This is a genomic window from Nocardioides proteolyticus, assembly GCF_051280635.3.
Taxonomy (GTDB): Bacteria; Actinomycetota; Actinomycetes; order Propionibacteriales; family Nocardioidaceae; genus Nocardioides.
Genome location: NZ_JBNBPO030000011.1, coordinates 69,176 through 85,954 on the forward strand (window position 1 = coordinate 69,176; position 16,779 = coordinate 85,954).

16 protein-coding genes and 1 tRNA gene are annotated in these 16,779 nt (G+C 71.4%); 7 read left to right on the forward strand and 10 right to left on the reverse strand.

Going from position 1 to position 16,779, the window contains the following annotated elements:
• Positions 1 to 19: 19 nt before the first annotated feature.
• The 3 genes from ACPOLA_RS08675 to ACPOLA_RS08685 form a co-directional block, all read right to left on the reverse strand.
• A complete protein-coding gene (locus ACPOLA_RS08675) occupies positions 20 to 427 on the reverse strand; it encodes a ChaB family protein (protein ID WP_435770014.1) in 408 nt (135 codons plus the stop codon).
• 79 nt (positions 428 to 506) lie between these two features.
• Positions 507 to 653, reverse strand: coding sequence for a hypothetical protein (locus ACPOLA_RS08680; RefSeq protein WP_435770015.1), 147 nt, complete (start codon positions 651 to 653; stop codon positions 507 to 509).
• Positions 654 to 829: 176 nt separating this feature from the next.
• Positions 830 to 911, reverse strand: a tRNA-Tyr gene (locus tag ACPOLA_RS08685).
• 130 nt (positions 912 to 1,041) lie between these two features.
• Between ACPOLA_RS08685 and ACPOLA_RS08690 the strand changes: the two genes are divergently transcribed.
• Positions 1,042 to 1,533: a YajQ family cyclic di-GMP-binding protein gene (locus ACPOLA_RS08690; protein ID WP_435770016.1), complete on the forward strand. Its 492-nt coding sequence runs from the start codon at positions 1,042 to 1,044 to the stop codon at positions 1,531 to 1,533.
• A gap of 43 nt (positions 1,534 to 1,576) precedes the next feature.
• Here the strand turns inward: ACPOLA_RS08690 and ACPOLA_RS08695 are convergent, their stop codons facing one another.
• Positions 1,577 to 2,608, reverse strand: coding sequence for a maleylacetate reductase (locus ACPOLA_RS08695; protein ID WP_435770017.1), 1,032 nt, complete (start codon positions 2,606 to 2,608; stop codon positions 1,577 to 1,579).
• 102 nt (positions 2,609 to 2,710) lie between these two features.
• Here ACPOLA_RS08695 and ACPOLA_RS08700 point away from each other — a divergent pair, with 102 nt between their 5' ends.
• The 3 genes from ACPOLA_RS08700 to ACPOLA_RS08710 all read left to right on the forward strand — a co-directional run bounded on the left by ACPOLA_RS08700 (position 2,711) and on the right by ACPOLA_RS08710 (position 5,254).
• Positions 2,711 to 3,331: a TetR/AcrR family transcriptional regulator gene (locus ACPOLA_RS08700; RefSeq protein ID WP_435770018.1), complete on the forward strand. Its 621-nt coding sequence runs from the start codon at positions 2,711 to 2,713 to the stop codon at positions 3,329 to 3,331.
• Between the two features lie 61 nt (positions 3,332 to 3,392).
• A complete protein-coding gene (locus ACPOLA_RS08705) occupies positions 3,393 to 4,769 on the forward strand; it encodes an NAD-dependent malic enzyme (protein WP_435770019.1) in 1,377 nt (458 codons plus the stop codon).
• Positions 4,770 to 4,783: 14 nt separating this feature from the next.
• Positions 4,784 to 5,254 (forward strand): SRPBCC family protein, encoded by a 471-nt coding sequence (locus ACPOLA_RS08710; protein WP_435770020.1) that lies wholly within the window; start codon positions 4,784 to 4,786, stop codon positions 5,252 to 5,254.
• On the opposite strand, the gene ACPOLA_RS08715 is transcribed toward ACPOLA_RS08710, so the two are convergent.
• Positions 5,223 to 5,660, reverse strand: a complete 438-nt coding sequence (locus ACPOLA_RS08715; RefSeq protein ID WP_435770021.1) for a hypothetical protein — start codon at positions 5,658 to 5,660, stop codon at positions 5,223 to 5,225. The two genes, ACPOLA_RS08710 and ACPOLA_RS08715, sit on opposite strands and share 32 nt — an antisense overlap.
• 264 nt (positions 5,661 to 5,924) lie before the next feature.
• On the opposite strand from ACPOLA_RS08715, the gene ACPOLA_RS08720 reads away from it, so the two are divergent.
• Both ACPOLA_RS08720 and ACPOLA_RS08725 read left to right on the forward strand, forming a co-directional pair.
• Positions 5,925 to 7,910 (forward strand): 2-oxoacid:acceptor oxidoreductase subunit alpha, encoded by a 1,986-nt coding sequence (locus ACPOLA_RS08720; RefSeq protein WP_435770022.1) that lies wholly within the window; start codon positions 5,925 to 5,927, stop codon positions 7,908 to 7,910.
• The gene (locus ACPOLA_RS08725) at positions 7,907 to 9,022 is read left to right on the forward strand and encodes a 2-oxoacid:ferredoxin oxidoreductase subunit beta (protein WP_435770023.1); all 1,116 of its coding nucleotides are present in this window, start codon (positions 7,907 to 7,909) and stop codon (positions 9,020 to 9,022) included. Before ACPOLA_RS08720 ends, ACPOLA_RS08725 begins: the two co-directional genes overlap by 4 nt.
• 83 nt (positions 9,023 to 9,105) lie before the next feature.
• On the opposite strand, the gene ACPOLA_RS08730 is transcribed toward ACPOLA_RS08725, so the two are convergent.
• Positions 9,106 to 9,519 carry a hypothetical protein gene (locus tag ACPOLA_RS08730; RefSeq protein ID WP_435770024.1) on the reverse strand — a complete coding sequence of 138 codons (414 nt, stop codon included), beginning with the start codon at positions 9,517 to 9,519 and terminating at the stop codon, positions 9,106 to 9,108.
• Positions 9,520 to 9,645: 126 nt separating this feature from the next.
• On the opposite strand from ACPOLA_RS08730, the gene rarD reads away from it, so the two are divergent.
• Positions 9,646 to 10,554: an EamA family transporter RarD gene (gene rarD / locus ACPOLA_RS08735; RefSeq protein ID WP_435770025.1), complete on the forward strand. Its 909-nt coding sequence runs from the start codon at positions 9,646 to 9,648 to the stop codon at positions 10,552 to 10,554.
• A 22-nt stretch (positions 10,555 to 10,576) separates the two neighbouring features.
• Here rarD and ACPOLA_RS08740 read toward each other — a convergent pair whose 3' ends face one another.
• From ACPOLA_RS08740 to nuoL, 4 genes are read right to left on the reverse strand one after another with little or no spacing between them, the layout of a single operon-like run.
• Complete coding sequence (locus ACPOLA_RS08740) at positions 10,577 to 11,599, reverse strand: polyprenyl synthetase family protein (RefSeq protein ID WP_435770026.1); 1,023 nt, start codon at positions 11,597 to 11,599, stop codon at positions 10,577 to 10,579.
• Positions 11,596 to 13,197 (reverse strand): NADH-quinone oxidoreductase subunit NuoN, encoded by a 1,602-nt coding sequence (gene nuoN, locus ACPOLA_RS08745; RefSeq protein ID WP_435770027.1) that lies wholly within the window; start codon positions 13,195 to 13,197, stop codon positions 11,596 to 11,598. The genes ACPOLA_RS08740 and nuoN overlap by 4 nt, the downstream gene beginning before the upstream one ends.
• Entirely contained in the window at positions 13,197 to 14,825 is a 1,629-nt protein-coding gene (locus tag ACPOLA_RS08750) for an NADH-quinone oxidoreductase subunit M (RefSeq protein ID WP_435770028.1), read from the reverse strand. The genes nuoN and ACPOLA_RS08750 overlap by 1 nt, the downstream gene beginning before the upstream one ends.
• Before the next feature lies 1 nt (position 14,826).
• Entirely contained in the window at positions 14,827 to 16,773 is a 1,947-nt protein-coding gene (gene nuoL / locus ACPOLA_RS08755; RefSeq protein WP_435770029.1) for an NADH-quinone oxidoreductase subunit L, read from the reverse strand.
• Positions 16,774 to 16,779: the final 6 nt, after the last annotated feature.

Sequence of the window (16,779 nt, forward strand, 5' to 3'; positions counted from 1 at the left end):
AGATCTGTTGGGGCGCGCCTCAGCCCCGGGCCTTCGCCGTCTTCCGGTTGTTGGCCTTGCGCAGCGCGTCGACCAGCTCGTCCTTGTTCATCTTCGAGCGGCCGTGGATGTCGGCCTTCCGCGCGAGGTCCATCAGGTGGTCCTTGGTGGCGTTGGCGTCGACGCCGCCGGCGGTCTTGCTGCTGCTCTTGCGGGCCGCGGCGCCGCCCTTCGCGGCCTGCTTGTCGGAGGGGCCCTTCTCGTCCTTGGGCTCCCAGTGGTCGCCGACCTTCTCGAAGGAGTGCTTGAGCGCGGAGAAGGCGGTGCGGTGGGCGCGCTCGCCCTCGCCGTACTCCTCGACCGCGCTGTCGTGCGCCTTGCTCCAGGTGCGCTGCGCCTTCTTGGGCGAGCGGCGGAGCGTCGACGGGAGCTCCTTGCTGGCTGGCATGTCGTTCACCTCCATGCGTCGGGTGTCCTTGAGCGGTACCCGACGGGAGGTGGCCGATACGACGCCGGCCGGCGAGCCCTCAGGCGGCGGCGCTGCCGGGCATGGCGACCGGTGGACAGCTGCAGCCGTCGCCGCACGCCAGGTGGACGTGGATGCCGTGCCCGCATCGGGGGCAGAGCATGTCGTGGGACAGGGGGCCGGTGAGCCCCGGAGCGGTGTTCCACATGGCCGACACCTCCTCTCGCGCTGGTTGTCCGTGCCCATCGGCGCGCTGCGAAGCCGCTGAAGTGGTCGACCCGAAGATGCTCGCGAAGTCATCGCGCACGGCCGCGTCGCGACGGACGCAGGGAGTGGAGTACGACGAAGCCCGGCCCCCGCGAGGGGGCCGGGCTTCGAGTGCCGTGGCAGGTAGTGGATTCGAACCACTGTAGGCAATGCCGGCTGATTTACAGTCAGCTCCCTTTGGCCGCTCGGGCAACCTGCCGGGCTCGTCCCCTCGCTCCGACACACCGGTGTTGGCGGCTCGAGGACGACGCGAAACAATAGCGCAGCCGGGGTCCCACCCACGAATCAGCCCGGCCCCGTCCGTACCGCCGAACCAGCAGGTGAAATCCATGGCCGACTCCTCCTTCGACATCGTCTCCAAGATCGACCGGCAGGAGGTCGACAACGCGCTGGGACAGACCGCGCGTGAGATCGCGACCCGGTTCGACTTCAAGGGCACCGGCGCCACCATCGAGTGGAAGGGCGAGGACGCCATCGAGATCACCGCGTCCGCCGACGACCGCGCCAGCGCCGTGCTCAACGTCTTCCAGGAGAAGCTGATCAAGCGGGGCCAGTCGCTCAAGATCCTCGACGCCTCCGAGCCACGGCCCTCCGGCCAGCAGTCGAAGATCGGGATCGCCCTCAAGGAGGGCATCTCGTCCGAGGACGCCAAGAAGATCTCCAAGCTGATCCGCGACGAGGGGCCCAAGGGCGTGAAGACCCAGGTCCAGGGCGACGAGCTCCGCGTCTCGTCGAAGAAGCGCGACGACCTGCAGGCCGTGATCGCCCTGGTGAAGGCGCAGGACTACGACTTCGCGGTGCAGTTCACCAACTACCGCTGAGCCGGGCCCGACGGGCCCCACCGCAGCCGTCGGACCCTGCCCCTCACCACGCCCGGCGCAGCAGCGCCAGCACCTCCGGCCCGCGCACCGGCGCCGGGTTCGGGTACGGCGCCGCCGCGACCCGGTCCGCCACCGGCGGCAGCGCGTCCTCCGGCACGCCGAGGTCGCGCAGCCGGACCGGACCGCCGCACGAGGCGGCCAGCCGGGAGATCGTGTCGGCGGGGTTGTCGCCGGCGGCCCGGGCCAGCCGGGTCGCCGCCTCCGGGGCGTGCGGCAGGTTGAACCGCAGCACGTGCGCGAGCAGCAGCGCGTGGAGCTCGGCATGCGGGAGGTCGAACGTGCCGCCGAGCACGTGGGCGAGCTGATGGTGCAGCCCCATCTGCGCGGTGGCCAGGCAGGTGCCCGCGAGCCAGGCGCCCTGCTGCAGCCGGCTCCGCGCGGCGAGATCGTGCCGGTCGTCGAGCACGGTCGGCAGCGAGCCGAGGATCAGCGCCGTCGCCTCCGTGGCGAAGGCATCGGTGACCGCCGTCGCGTCGGGCGCCCAGAGCGCCTCCACCGCGTGCGCGAGCGCGTTGAGCGCGCTCCGCAGGGAGAGGCCCGCCGGCATCGCGAGGGTCAGCTCGACGTCGTACACGACGGTGCCGGGCAGGAGCGACCGGTCGCGGCGGGTCACCTTCTCGCCGTCCCGCGTCTCGCCGAGGACCGGCGTCACCTCCGAGCCGGCGTACGTCGTCGGCACCGCGAGGTGCGGCATCGGGCTCCTCGCCACGAGCGCCTTCCCGAGACCCACCGCGGAGCCGCCGCCGACCGTCACGACCGCGTCCACCCGTGCCTCGCGGACGGTACGCATCACCTGCTCGGTCACCGCGACCGGCGTGTGCACGACCGGACGGTCGAACCGCGCGACCGCCAGCTCACCGAGATCCCGCGCGACCTCCTCCGCCGCCGCCCGGGCCGAGCCGCCGGCCACCACCAGCACCCGGCGCACGCCGAGCCGGTCGACCTCCCCCGGTATCGCCCGGCGCGCTCCTGCCCCGAGCAGGACGCGGGAGGGCACGGTCTCGTGGACGATCACCCGGTCGACGCTAGCGCCGCTGCGTGGACCTGTTGCAGCGCCCTGCCCGCGGGCCTACGTAGGTTGGAGCAACTCCCCCCACTCGAACCTAGGCTGGAATCCATGGCGAACCTTCGCTCGGCACAGAAGGCGATGACCCGGGGCCTGTTGCTCGAAGCAGCCCTGCAGCTCTTCCGCGACAAGGGCTACGCCGCCACGACCGTCGACGACATCGCCACCGCCGCCGGCACCACGCGAGTCACCTTCTACGCCTACTTCACGTCGAAGGCCGACGTGGTGCGGGCGCTCATGGTCGAGTGCCTCAACGAGGTGCTGCGCCGGACCAGCACGCCCGAGGGCGGCTCCACCGCGCTGGACCTGGTCCACGCCGTGGCCGACGGACGGGCCGAGGCGATCGGGTCGTGGCTGCGGCAGACGTCGGAGCTGTGGCCGCTGGTGCGGCCCATCATCCGGATCGGACGCGACGCGGCGGCCGCGGAGCCGGAGCTCCGGGGCCTCGTCGGCCGGTGGCTGGAGGAGGCGATCAGCGACATCGCCGAGGGTCTCGAGCTCGCCGGGCGGTTCGAGCCGCACCAGCGCCACTTCCGCGGCGTGCTGGCGATGGCCGAGCTCGACTACGTCGCCCAGCACTGGGGCGACAACGACTGGAGGCTCGACCGCGAGCAGATGCTGACCGAGCTGAGCGCGAGCTGGGCGCGGCTGCTCGGCGAGCCCACCGAGTAGCCCGGCGGCCCGCGGGCCGTCGTACTTCCGAGTAACCGACGGCTCGGCGCACACTGCCGTGGTGAAGACCGTCACCGCCTCGTCCAACTCCATCACCATGCGACTGCACACCGATCCCGACCACGGCGTGGTCGGCGCCGTGGCGACCGCGATCTCCCGAGCCGGCGGCGTGGTGACCGCGATCGACGTCGCCGACTCCAGCCACGACCGGCTGGTCGTCGACGTCACCTGCTCCTCGGCCGACGCGGAGCACGCCGCCCAGCTGGAGGAGGCGGTGCAGGCGGTGGCCGGGGTGACCGTGCACAAGGTCTCCGACCGCACCTTCCTGACCCACCTCGGCGGGATCGTGGAGATCGCCTCCAAGGTGCCGCTCAAGACCCGCGACGACCTGTCCCTGGCCTACACCCCCGGCGTGGGCAGGGTGGCCGCCGCCCTGGCCGACCACCCCGAGGACGTCCGCCGGCTGACCATCAAGGGCAACACCGTCGCCGTGGTGACCGACGGGTCGGCGGTGCTGGGCCTGGGCAACCTCGGCCCCGGTGCCGCCCTGCCGGTGATGGAGGGGAAGGCGGCGCTCTTCAAGAGGTTCGGCGACATCAACGCCTGGCCCATCTGCCTCGACACCCAGGACACCGACGAGATCGTGCGTGCCGTCGAGCTGATCGCTCCTGGCTTCGGGGGGATCAACCTAGAGGACATCGCCGCACCCCGGTGCTTCGAGATCGAGGCGCGGCTGCGCGAGCGGCTCGACATCCCGGTGTTCCACGACGACCAGCACGGCACCGCGATCGTCGCGCTCGCCGGCCTGACCAACGCGCTGCGGGTGGTCGACAAGCCGCTGTCCTCGACGCGGATGGTCGTCGCCGGCGCCGGCGCCGCCGGGACCGCGATCGTCACGCTGCTGCTCGCTGCGGGCGTCTCCGACATCGTCGTCTACGACCGCGAGGGCTGCCTGGTGGAGGGCGACGCCTCGCTGTCGGCCTCCCACGCCGACCTCGCCGCGCGCACGAATCCCCGGAGGGTGCGCGGGACGCTGCGCGACGCCCTGCAGGGGGCCGACGTCTTCATCGGCGTCTCCGCACCGGGCATCCTGCCTGCGGAGTGGATCGCGGAGATGGCACCGCAGCCCATCGTGTTCGCGATGGCCAACCCAGACCCCGAGGTGGACCCGGTGGCGGCGTCGAGGTACGCCGCGGTGGTGGCCTCGGGCCGCTCGGACTTCCCCAACCAGATCAACAACGTGCTGGCGTTCCCCGGCGTCTTCCGCGGCCTGCTCGACGCCCGCGCCAGCGAGGTCACCCTCGCGATGATGCTTCGCGCCGCCGAGGCCATCGCCCACGTGGTCAGCGACGAGGAGCTCAACCCCTCCTACATCATCCCCACGGTGTTCCATCCCGAGGTGCACCACGCGGTCGCGAGCGCCATCTCCGGCGCCTGAGCGAGGATGGAGCGGTGGACGCCTCCGCGAGCATCGAGATCGACGCGCCGCTCGACGTGGTGTGGCAGGTGATGGTCGACACCGACCGGTACGGCGAGTGGAACCCGTTCGTCGAGCGGGCCGAGACGCCGCAGCCGCCCGCCGTCGGCAACCCCATCGTCCTGCACGTCCGGTGGGCGAACGGGGGGCGCGCCCGCTCGCCGGAGCGGATCACCGCGCTCGAGGGCCCGGCCGTCGACCCGGGCACCGGCGCGACCACCGCGGTGATGACCTACGTCTACGAGGGGGTGCCGGCCCGACTGGGTCTGGTGCGCGGCACCCGCCACCAGCGGCTGAGTCAGCTGCCCGGTGGCCCGACGTCGTACGACACGGTCGAGGAGTTCCGGGGCCCGTTGGTCCGGCTGGCCGGTCCGGGCCGGGTCGCCGACGGCTTCCGCCGCCACGCGGAGGCCCTCAAGCAGCGGGCTGAGTCGCTGGCGCGCTGAGCCGGTCGGCGTTGCGGGCGGCCCACAGCGCGAACCCGAGGACGGCGACGCCGCACAGGATGTCCGCGACGACGTGGGCCTGGCGCCACCAGACCATGTCGAACGCTCCCGGCGCGGTGTAGTGGCCGACGCCGATCAGCCCCGACACCGAGTAGCCGACCAGGGCGAACGCGGCGGGAACGATCCGGCGCCGCAGCCAGAGCACCACGCCCGCGACGCCGGCAGCCGTGAAGAGGAACCAGCCGGCCGCGATCAACGTCACCGAGGGCGCCGGCACCGCTGCGTCCGGTCCGGGCACCGGGTAGTCGTCGTAGTTGACGTAGTTGTCGACGTAGTGCACCACCGACACCAGCACTGCGATCCCGAGCAGCCACCACAGCAGCCGCGACGCCTGCAGATAGCTCACCGTCCCAGGCTAGGCGCCGCCGGCCGTCGGCGCGACGGCCGGCATGACCGACGTCACACCACCTCGGTGCCCACCGGTCGGCGCAGGAATGGGGTGCTCGCTCGGCGCGGACTACCCTGGGAAAGCCTTGCCGCGCGGCTGTCGAACGCTCGCTGGACAAGTGTCCACCGTTAAGTGGAACACGTTCTAGAATGCGTCCTCAGGAGCCGCCCGAGACGTCAGGGGCGCGGCCGTCGCCAACATGTTGAGAGAAGTGGACCGAACGTGAGCCAGACCAAGCAGGTCAAGCAGCTGGACCGGGTGATCATCCGGTTCGCCGGGGACTCCGGCGACGGCATGCAGCTGACCGGTGACCGGTTCACCCAGGAGTCGGCCGTGTTCGGCAACGACCTGGTGACCCTCCCCAACTTCCCCGCCGAGATTCGCGCGCCCCAGGGCACGCTGCCGGGCGTCAGCTCGTTCCAGATCCACTTCGCAGACCACGACATCCTCACCGCCGGCGACCGCCCCGACGTCCTGGTCGCGATGAACCCGGCTGCACTCAAGGCCAACGTCGGCGACCTGCCGAAGGGCGCGGCGATCATCGTCGACACCCACGACTTCACCAAGCGCAACCTCGACAAGGCCGGCTACGACGTCAACCCGCTGGACCTGCTCGGCGACAGCAACGACATGCTCGGCGACTTCCAGGTCCACCCGGTCGACCTGACCGGCATCACCGTGGAAGCGGTCAAGGAGTTCGGCCTGTCCCGCAAGGACGCGGCCCGTGCGAAGAACATGTTCGCCCTCGGCCTGCTGTCCTGGATGTACGGCCGGCCGACCGAGCCGACCGTCGCCTTCCTCGAGCGGAAGTTCGCCAAGGTCCCCGACATCCTCGGCGCCAACATCGCCGCCTTCAAGGCGGGGTGGAACTACGGCGAGACCACCGAGACCTTCGTCGTGCAGTACGAGATCAAGCCGGCGAGGATGCAGGCCGGCACCTACCGCAACATCACCGGCAACCTCGCACTCTCCTACGGTCTCATCGCTGCCGGCGTGCGCTCGGGGCTTCCCGTCTTCCTCGGCTCCTACCCGATCACGCCCGCGAGCGACATCCTCCACGAGCTGAGCCGGCACAAGGCGTTCGGCGTCACCACGCTGCAGGCCGAGGACGAGATCGCCGGCATCGGTGCCGCGATCGGCGCCTCCTTCGCCGGTGCCCTCGGGGTGACGACGACGTCCGGCCCGGGCGTCGCGCTGAAGTCCGAGGCGATGGGCCTGGCGGTGATGACCGAGCTGCCGCTGGTCGTCGTCGACGTCCAGCGCGGCGGCCCGTCCACGGGCCTGCCGACCAAGACCGAGCAGGCCGACCTACTGCAGGCGATGTACGGCCGCAACGGCGAGGCTCCGCTGCCGATCATCGCGCCGCAGTCCCCGGGCGACTGCTTCGCCGCGGCGGTCGAGGCGGCCCGGATCGCGATCACCTACCGCACCCCGGTGATGCTGCTCTCCGACGGCTACCTCGCCAACGGCTCCGAGCCGTGGGCCGTGCCGGCCGTCGAGGACCTGCCCCGGATCGACCCCGACTTCGCCACCGCCCCCAACCACGCCTCGAAGCCGACCGGCGCCGACGGCGCCGCGGAGCCCGACACGTTCTGGCCCTACCTGCGCGACCCCGAGACCCTGGCCCGACCCTGGGCCGTCCCCGGCACACCCGGGCTGGAGCACCGGATCGGTGGTCTCGAGAAGGCCGGCACCCTCGACGTGGGCCACGGCAACATCTCCTACGACCCCGCCAACCACGACCAGATGGTGCGGCTGCGCGCGGAGAAGGTGCAGCGGATCGCCGACTCGCTCCCGCCACTGGAGGTCGACGACCCCTCCGGCGAGGCGAAGGTCTTCGTGATCGGGTGGGGCTCGACGTACGGCCCGATCGGTGCCGCCTGCCGGCGGGTCCGTCGCGCCGGCTACAACGTCGCCCAGGTCCACCTGCGCCACCTCAACCCCTTCCCCAAGGATCTCGGCGCGATCCTGAAGCGCTACGACAGGGTGCTCGTGCCCGAGATGAACCTGGGACAGCTGTCCCGCCTGCTCCGCGCCGAGTTCCTGGTCGACGCGGTCGGCTACAACCACGTCTACGGCCTCCCGCTCAAGGCGGCGGAGCTGGCCGAGGCCGTCGGAGCCCTGGTCGGCGAGGCTGAGGGTCGCGACGTCGACCTCGGCGAGCACGGCCTCAACCAGCCCTCGGACCACGAGGAGGTCCCCGCATGACCGCCCCCACCAGCACAGAGCTCGGCATCCCCGGGTTCCGCTCGGGCACCGAGCTGGTCCCCGCCGTCGAGGAGGGCCACACCCAGACCGCCAAGGAGTTCTCCTCCGACCAGGAGGTCCGCTGGTGCCCCGGCTGCGGCGACTACGCCGTGCTCAAGGCCGTGCAGTCCTTCCTGCCCGACCTCGGCCTGCGCCGGGAGAACATCGTGTTCGTCTCCGGCATCGGCTGCTCCAGCCGCTTCCCCTACTACCTCGACACCTACGGCATGCACTCCATCCACGGACGTGCCCCCTCGATCGCCACCGGCATCGCGACCGCCCGCGAGGACCTCTCCGTGTGGGTGGTCACCGGCGACGGCGACGCCCTCTCCATCGGCGGCAACCACCTCATCCACGCCCTGCGCCGCAACGTCAACATGACGATCCTGCTGTTCAACAACCGCATCTACGGCCTCACCAAGGGCCAGTACTCACCCACCTCCGAGGCCGGCAAGGTCACCAAGTCGACCCCCGTCGGCTCCATCGACCACCCGTTCAACCCCGTCTCCCTCGCGCTCGGCGCCGAGGCCACCTTCGTGGCCCGCACCATCGACTCCGACCGCAAGCACCTCACCTCCGTGCTCGCCGCCGCGGCCGCCCACCGCGGCACCTCCCTGGTCGAGATCTACCAGAACTGCCCCATCTTCAACGACGGCGCGTTCGACGCGATCAAGGACCGCGAGACCAAGGACCACGCGATCATCCCCCTCGAGCACAGCAAGCCGATCACCTTCGGCCTGCGTGACGAGGCCACCGGCCTGGGCGACAAGGCCCTCGTCCGTGCCGCGAGCGGCGGCGTCGAGGTCGCCGACACCGCGTCGGTGCCCGTCGAGCAGGTCCTGGTCCACGACGCCCACAACCCCGACCCGTCCACCGCCTTCGCGATCAGCAGGCTCACCGACGCCGGCTACCTCAACCGGTCGCCCATCGGGATCTTCCGCCAGGTCGAGCGGGCGACGTACGACGACCAGGCCCGCGCCCAGGTCGCCGCCGCCCAGGCGAAGGTCACCGGGACCGCCGAGGAGCGCCTCGCCGGGCTGATCGGCGCGGGGGACACCTGGACGGTCGCCTGAGCCCAGCGCCGCGCAGGCGCAGCCCAGGCACAGACGACAGTGGGCCCCGCCGGAAGGCGGGGCCCACTGCTGTCCTCCTCCGGTCAGCCGCAGGTGATCGTGCCGAAGTAGGAGTGCAGCTTGCCGTCGGCCAGGCCGTAGTTGAACCAGGCCGTCGAGGTCTGCTGGCGATCGCCCTTGATGTAGATCCGGTACTTGTGGTTGCACAGGCCGCTGAAGCGGAACACGAAGCGGCCACTGGTCCGGTCGGAGACCGTGGACTTCCGCGTCGCCCAGCGGTTGGTGCCCTTGCGTGCGGACTGCAGGTAGATGCGCTGGCCCTTCGCCGTGTAGGCGAGGCCCTTGGCGTAGAAGACGCCGTCCCGGCTGGTCTCGCCGGCGGAGAAGTTGTCGATGTCGTGTCGCGGCTTCGCGGCCTGCGCGGGCACGGTGGTGAGGCCGAGCACGACGGCGGTGAAGGCGGCGACGAGCGCGAGAACGATACGGCTGGAACGCATGGTGGGGGGTCCCCCTCGAGATCGGGATGATGCGTGGACGTGCCCTACCTGCCCCGCGTGCGCCGGCCCAAACCATCGAACGCGGGGAAATGCGAGGACCGGCCGACGGAGGGCTAAGGTCCCTCCGTGTCCGATGCTCGGCGCGGCTTCCTGCTCGGGGTGGCGGCGTACGCCATGTGGGGGGCCTTCCCGCTCTACTGGCCGCTGCTGCAGCCCAGCGGCGCCGTGGAGATCCTCGCCCACCGCGTCGTCTGGTCGCTCGTGGTGATGGGCAGCCTGGTGGTGCTGCTGCGTCGCGGAGCCGCGGTCCGGGCGGCGCTGACCGACCGGCGCCGGGCGGCCCTGCTCGGGGTCGCGGCGGCGGTCATCACCGTCAACTGGGGCACCTTCATCTACGGCGTCAACAGCGACCGCGTCGTCGAGACCTCGCTCGGCTACTTCATCAACCCCCTCGTGACGGTCCTGCTCGGCGTCCTCGTCCTGGGCGAGCGGCTCCGGAGCACGCAGTGGCTCGCGCTGGGCATCGGCCTCCTGGCGGTCGTGGTGCTGACCGTGGACTACGGGCGGCCTCCCGTCATCGCGCTGGTGCTGGCGTTCTCGTTCGGCAGCTACGGGCTGGCGAAGAAGGCGGCCGACGTCGGCGCGGTGGAGAGCCTGACCTTCGAGACCGCGCTGCTGACCCCGGTCGCCCTCGGCTACCTGGTCTGGCTCGGTGCCGTGGGCGAGGCCCACTTCGCCGGCCGGGGCCCCGGCCACGTGGCGCTGCTGCTCGGCGGCGGTGTGGTGACCGCGATCCCGCTGCTCTGCTTCGGCGCCGCCGCGACCCGGGTGTCGATGACGACGCTGGGGCTCCTGCAGTACCTCGCGCCGATCCTCCAGTTCCTGCTCGGCGTGACCCTGTTCGCCGAGCGGATGCCACCGGGACGCTGGGTCGGCTTCGGCCTGGTGTGGCTCGCCCTGGCGCTCTTCACCGCCGACGCCCTTCGCACTCGGCGCCGCCAGCTGGCGCTGGCCGCCGAGGCCGCCGCCCTGTGACGGACGGGGTGCTCGCAGCGCGTCAGGCCGAGCGGACGGCCACGACGTCGGCGAACGCCTCGAGCGCGCTGCGCACCGAGCCGGCCGGCAGGGCCTCGAGGAGCCGCTTGGCCTCCTGGGCGCGCGCCACGACGTACTCCCTGGCCTCGTCCATCGCGGGGTGCTTGCGGAGCAGGTCGAGCGCCTCGGCGTGGAGTGCCGCGTCGCCGGCGAGATCCGTGCGGCCGCTGTCGAGGAGCTCGAGGAGCCGCTCGTCGGCCGGGTCCTGCGATGCGCGGGCGATCAGCACCGGCAGCGTCGGCACGCCCTCCTTGAGGTCGGTGCCCGGGGTCTTGCCGGACTCCTCGCTCTCGGAGGCGATGTCGAGGATGTCGTCGGAGAGCTGGAAGGCCGTGCCGACCAGCTCGCCGTAGGAGGTGAGGGCGTCGACCACGGTCGGGTCCGCCCCGGCGAACAGCGCGCCGTAACGCGCCGAGGTGGCGATGAGCGAGCCGGTCTTGCCGGCAACGACGTCCAGGTAGTGCCGGAGGGGGTCCTCGCCGGGACCCGGCTTCACCGTCTCGAGGATCTGGCCCTCGACCAGTCGGGTGAAGGTCTCGGCCTGGATCCGTACGGCCTCCGGTCCCAGCTGGGCGGTCAGCTCGGACGACTTCGCGAAGAGGAAGTCGCCGGTGAGGATGGCGACCAGGTTGTCGAAGCGCGAGTTCGCCGAGTCGGAGCCGCGGCGCAGCTCGGCCTCGTCCATCACGTCGTCGTGGTAGAGCGAGCCGACATGGGTGATCTCCACGATGCACGCCGCGGTGAGCACCTCGTCGCAGTCCGGGCGAGGGCCGGTCTCGGCGGCGAGCAGCACGAGGAGGGGGCGGAACCGCTTGCCTCCGGCCGCCAGCAGGTGCCGCGCCGCCTCGGTGACGTACGGCGCCCGGCTGGACGTGTGCGCGAAGAGCTCCTCCTCGACCCTCGCCAGCCGCTCGCGCAGCCGCTCCGCCAACGCGGTGTCGGCGATCGGCAGGGCCAGGTCGGCGGGACTTGCAGGATCGGTCACCTGATGAAGTCTCCCGTACTGGTCACCAGGTCCAGCACCGGGCCCGGGAGCACCCCGAGGACCAGCGTGGCCGCCAGGCACACCGCCACCGTCGCGGAGGTCAGCAGCGACGACTGCGTCACCGTGCCCGCACCGCCCGGGTGCGGCTCGGTGAAGAACATCAGCCGGATGTGGCGCACGTAGAAGGCCACCGCGATGATGCTCGACGCGATCGCCACCAGGACGACCGGCCACGCGCCCGCCGAGAGCGCCGAGGTGAAGACCGCCCACTTGCCGATGAACCCGGCGGTGAGCGGGATCCCCGCCATCGAGAGCAGGAAGAACGCGAACGCGAACGCCATCAGCGGCGACCGCCGCCCCAGCCCCGCCCACCGGTCGTAGTGGGTCGCCTCGCCACCGCTGTCGCGCACGAGCGTCACGATGGCGAAGGCGCCGATCATCGCGAACCCGTAGGTCGTGAGGTAGAACAGCACGCCCTCCAGCGAGGTGTACTGCCCGTCGGCGAGCTCGCCGGCGCTCTGCACCCCGAGCACGCCGGTGAGCAGGAAGCCGGTGTGCGCCACCGAGGAGTAGGCCAGCATCCGCTTCACGTCGTTCTGCACCATGGCGAGGATCGCGCCGAGCAGCATCGAGGCGATCGCGACCACCCACAGCATCGGCTGCCAGCTCCAGCGCTCGCCGCCGAAGGCGACGTACAGCAGGCGGAGCAGGGCACCGAACGCCGCCACCTTGGTGCCCGCGGCCATGAACGCGGTGACCGCGGTGGGCGCGCCCTGGTAGACGTCGGGGGTCCAGGCCTGGAACGGCGCGGCGCCGACCTTGAACAGCAGGCCCACGGCCAGGAGCGCGATCCCGGCGAGCAGCAGGCCGTGGTTCGCCGCACCGGCGCGGACCGCCTCGTTGATGCCGGCGAAGGTGACCGACCCGGCATAGCCGTAGACCAGCGCGGCGCCGTACAGGAAGAAGCCGGAGGAGAAGGCGCCGAGCAGGAAGTACTTCATCGCGGCCTCCTGGCTGAGCAGGCGGCGGCGGCGGGCGAGCGCACACAGCAGGTACAGCGGCAGGGAGAGCACCTCGAGGGCCACGAACATGGTGAGCAGGTCACCGGCGGCCGGGAACAGCAGCATGCCGACGACCGCGAAGAGGAGCACCGGGTAGACCTCGGTGTGCTCCATGCTCCGGGTCGACGACTCGCGCTCGTGCTCCGTGCCGGGCAGCGCCGCGGCCTGGCCGGTGAACGTGCTCACCCCGCCCTCGAGCCGGCGCTCGGCGAACAGCGCGACGCCGCCGATCGCGAACACCAGGATCAGACCCCACAGGTAGACCGTGGGTCCGTCCACGACGATGCTGCCCTCGGCACCGACCAGGCCGTAGGCACGAGAGCCGGCCGCGCCGGTGTGCTCCTCGAGGCTCGCACCGGCCACGATCGTCGCGACCAGCGCGCCCACGACCGTCACGAGCGCGAGGGCCACCTGCGGCAGCCAGCGCCGGCCTCGGGGCAGGAACGCCTCGAGCAGGACACCGAGGCACGCGCCGCCGAAGACGAGGAACAGCGGGAGGAGCTCGGCGTACTCGAGCTCGGGCTTGGTGAAGTCCATCAGTGCGCCTCCTCGTCCCCGGCTGCCTCGTGGTCGTCGCCGGGCGGGACGTCCGGCTCGTCGTCCGCCACGCCGACCTGCTCCATCAGGTCGGCCACCATCGGGTTGCTGACCTCGAGCAGCGGCGCCGGGTAGAACCCGAAGAGGACCAGCGCCACGGTGAGCGGCGCGACCGCGACCAGCTCACGGAGCCCGAGGTCGCGGGTGACGGGCCGTGCCTCGGCGACCGTCCCGGCCGTCCCGGAGCCCGCCGGCGCCGCTGCCGGTGCCGGCGCCGCTGCGGGCGTCTCGGCAGCCGCCTCGACCGGCGTGGGGCCAGTCATCGAGCGCTGGTAGAGCCATAGCACGTAGATGGCGGAGAGCACGACCGCGGTGACCGCGATCGCGCCGACGTACCACGCGTAGTCGAAGGCGGCGACGAAGACGAGGAACTCACTGATGAACGGCGAGAGCCCCGGCAGGCCGAGGGTCGCCAGCCCGGCGACGAGGAACAGGCCGGCGAGCACGGGGGCCAGCCTCTCCTGCCCGCCCATCCGGCTGATCAGCGTGGTGCCGCGCCGGTCGCACAGGTAGCCCGCGGTGAGGAACAGCGCGGCCGTGGCGAGGCCGTGGTTGACCATGTAGAGGATGGCCCCGGTGCCGCCCTGGCTGCTCAGCGCGAACACGCCCACCGTGATCAGGCCGAAGTGGCTCAGCGAGGTCAGGCCGATCAGCCGGAACACGTCGTCCTGGCCGATGGCGAGCAGGGCGCCGTAGACGACCGAGATCAGGGCCAGCACCATCACCAGTGGCGTCGCCCACTGCGAGGCCTCGGGGAAGATGCCGAGGCAGAAGCGCATCATCCCGAACGTGCCGATCTTGTCGAGGATGCACACCAGCAGCACGCCCGTCCCCGGCGTCGCCCGCTCCGTGGTGTCGGCGAGCCAGGTGTGGACGGGGAAGAGCGGCGCCTTGATGGCGAAGGCGATGAAGAAGCCGAAGAACAGCCAGCGGCCCTCCGCCGTGCCGATGTCGAGGCTCTCCAGCTCCGACAGCAGGTACGTCGGGGACCCCGCACGCGCGGACACGACGTAGAGCCCGATCACCGCGGCGAGGAGGATCAGCCCGCCGGCGAGCTGGAACATCAGGAACTTGAGCGCGGCGGCGCCCCGGCCGTCCTTGCCGAACCCGCCGACGAGGAAGTACGCCGGGATCAGCGTGGCCTCGAACACGACGTAGAAGAGGAAGACGTCGGTCGCGCAGAAGACGGCCAGCGCCAGGCCCTCGAGCGCGAGGGCCCAGGCCACGAACGCCTTGGCGCCGGCGCCGGCCGGGTCGTCGGCCTTGACCCACTCCGCCACCAGCACGAGCGGCACGAGCAGCACGGTGAGCAGGACCATCAGCAGCCCGAGGCCGTCGATCCCGAGCGCGTAGTGGACCCCGAAGGCCCCGATCCACTCGTGGACCTCCTCGAGCTGGCGGCCGCCGTCGAGCTCGTAGCCGATCGCCACGACGGCGCCGACGACGAGCGTCGCGAGCGCGACGCCCAGTCCGGTCACCTTGCTGACCGTGGCGGGCAGCACGGCGACGGCGACGGCGCCGACGATCGGGAGCCAGATCAGCAGGGAGAGCACAGGGAAGTCACCCATCTCAGAGGTTCACCGCCACGAGGGTCAGGACGAGCACCACGGCGCCGGCGAGCAGCGACAGCGCGTACGAGCGGACGTAGCCGGTCTGCAGCAGCCGGAGCCACTGCCCGGTGCCGGCGAGCAGCGTCGAGCCGCCGGTGAAGGTCCCGTCGACGACGGTCCGGTCGGTGGCGACCAGACCGGTGACCAGGGTGCCGCCGGGGCGGACGACGAGGCCGTCGTTGATCGCGTCGCCGTAGAGGTCGGCGCGTGCGGCCCGGGTCGCGAACGACACGTCGGTCGGCGCCTCGCGGGGCACCTCCCGCTTGCCGACGAGGAACCACGCGAGGGCGACGCCGACGGCCACCACGGCGACGACCACCAGGGTGACCACGATGGCCGGCACCGGCAGCTCGTGGTGCTCCCCGTGCCCGACGACCGGGCTCAGCCAGTCGACGATCCAGTTGCCGGCGAGCAGCAGGCCACCGAGCACGGAGAGCGCGGCGAGCACGATCAGCGGCACCGTCATCACGGCGGGGCTCTCGTGGGGGTGCACGTCCTTGGCCCAGCGCTTCTCGGTGAAGAAGGTCATCAGCATCAGCCGGGTCATGTAGAAGCCGGTGATGCCGGCGCCGAGCAGCGCGCAGAGGCCGACCAGCCAGTTCTCGGCCAGCGCCGTCTCGATGATCTTGTCCTTCGACCAGAACCCGGAGAAGCCGGGGAACCCGATGATCGCGAGATAGCCCATCGCGAACGTCAGGAAGGTGACCGGAAGCATCTTGCGCAGGGCGCCGTAGTGGCGCATGTCGACGTCGTCGTCCATCGCGTGCATGACCGAGCCGGCCCCGAGGAACATGTTGGCCTTGAAGAACCCGTGGGTCAGCAGGTGGAAGATCGCGAAGGCGTAGCCGGCGGCGCCGAGCCCGGCACCCAGCATCATGTAGCCGATCTGGCTCATCGTGGAGCCGGCGAGCGCCTTCTTGATGTCGTCCTTGGCGCAGCCGATGATCGCACCCCACAGCAGGGTCACGGTCGCGACGACGACCACCGCCGTCTGGGCGACCGGGGCGAGCTCGTAGACGAAGTTGGACCGCGTGATCAGGTAGACGCCCGCCGTCACCATCGTCGCCGCGTGGATCAGCGCCGAGACGGGGGTCGGACCCTCCATCGCGTCGAGCAGCCACGCCTGCAGCGGCACCTGTGCGGACTTGCCGCACGCGCCGACGAGCAGCAGCACGCCGATCCAGTTCAGGGTGGTCTCGGTCGCGCCCGGTGCGGCGGCGCTGATCACGCTGAAGCTGGTGGACCCGAAGGTGACGATCATCAGGAAGATCGCCAGGCCCAGGCCCATGTCGCCGACCCGGTTGATCACGAAGGCCTTCTTGGCGGCCGCGGCGGCGGACGGCTTGTGCTGCCAGAACCCGATCAGCAGGTACGACGCCAGGCCGACGCCCTCCCAGCCCAGGAACAGTCCGACGTAGTTCTCCGCCAGGACCAGCATCAGCATCGCGGCGACGAACAGGTTCAGGTAGGCGAAGAACCGGCGGCGGCGCGGGTCGTGGGCCATGTAGCCGATCGAGTAGACGTGGATCAGCGAGCCGACACCGGTGATCAGCAGCAGGAAGAGCGACGACAGCGGGTCGTAGAGCAGGTCCAGCCCGATCTCCAGGCTGCCGGCCTCGATCCAGTCGTAGAGGTGCTGGGAGATCTGGCGCTCGCCCTCCTCGCGACCCAGCAGGGCGAGGAACAGCACCAGGCTGATCACGAACGAGCCGACGGACATCGCGGTGCCCAGCAGGTGTCCCCACCGGTCGGTGGCGCGGCCACCGAGCAACAGGATCGCGGCGCCGAGCAGGGGCAGCGCGATGATCAGCCACAGCAGCGCGAACGGGCCGTCGGCGGCCGTCGGGTCGACCGCGGGCGCGTGCGTCTCGGCGGCCTCGACCGCCGCGGCGGAGAGTGCGTTCATCAGTCG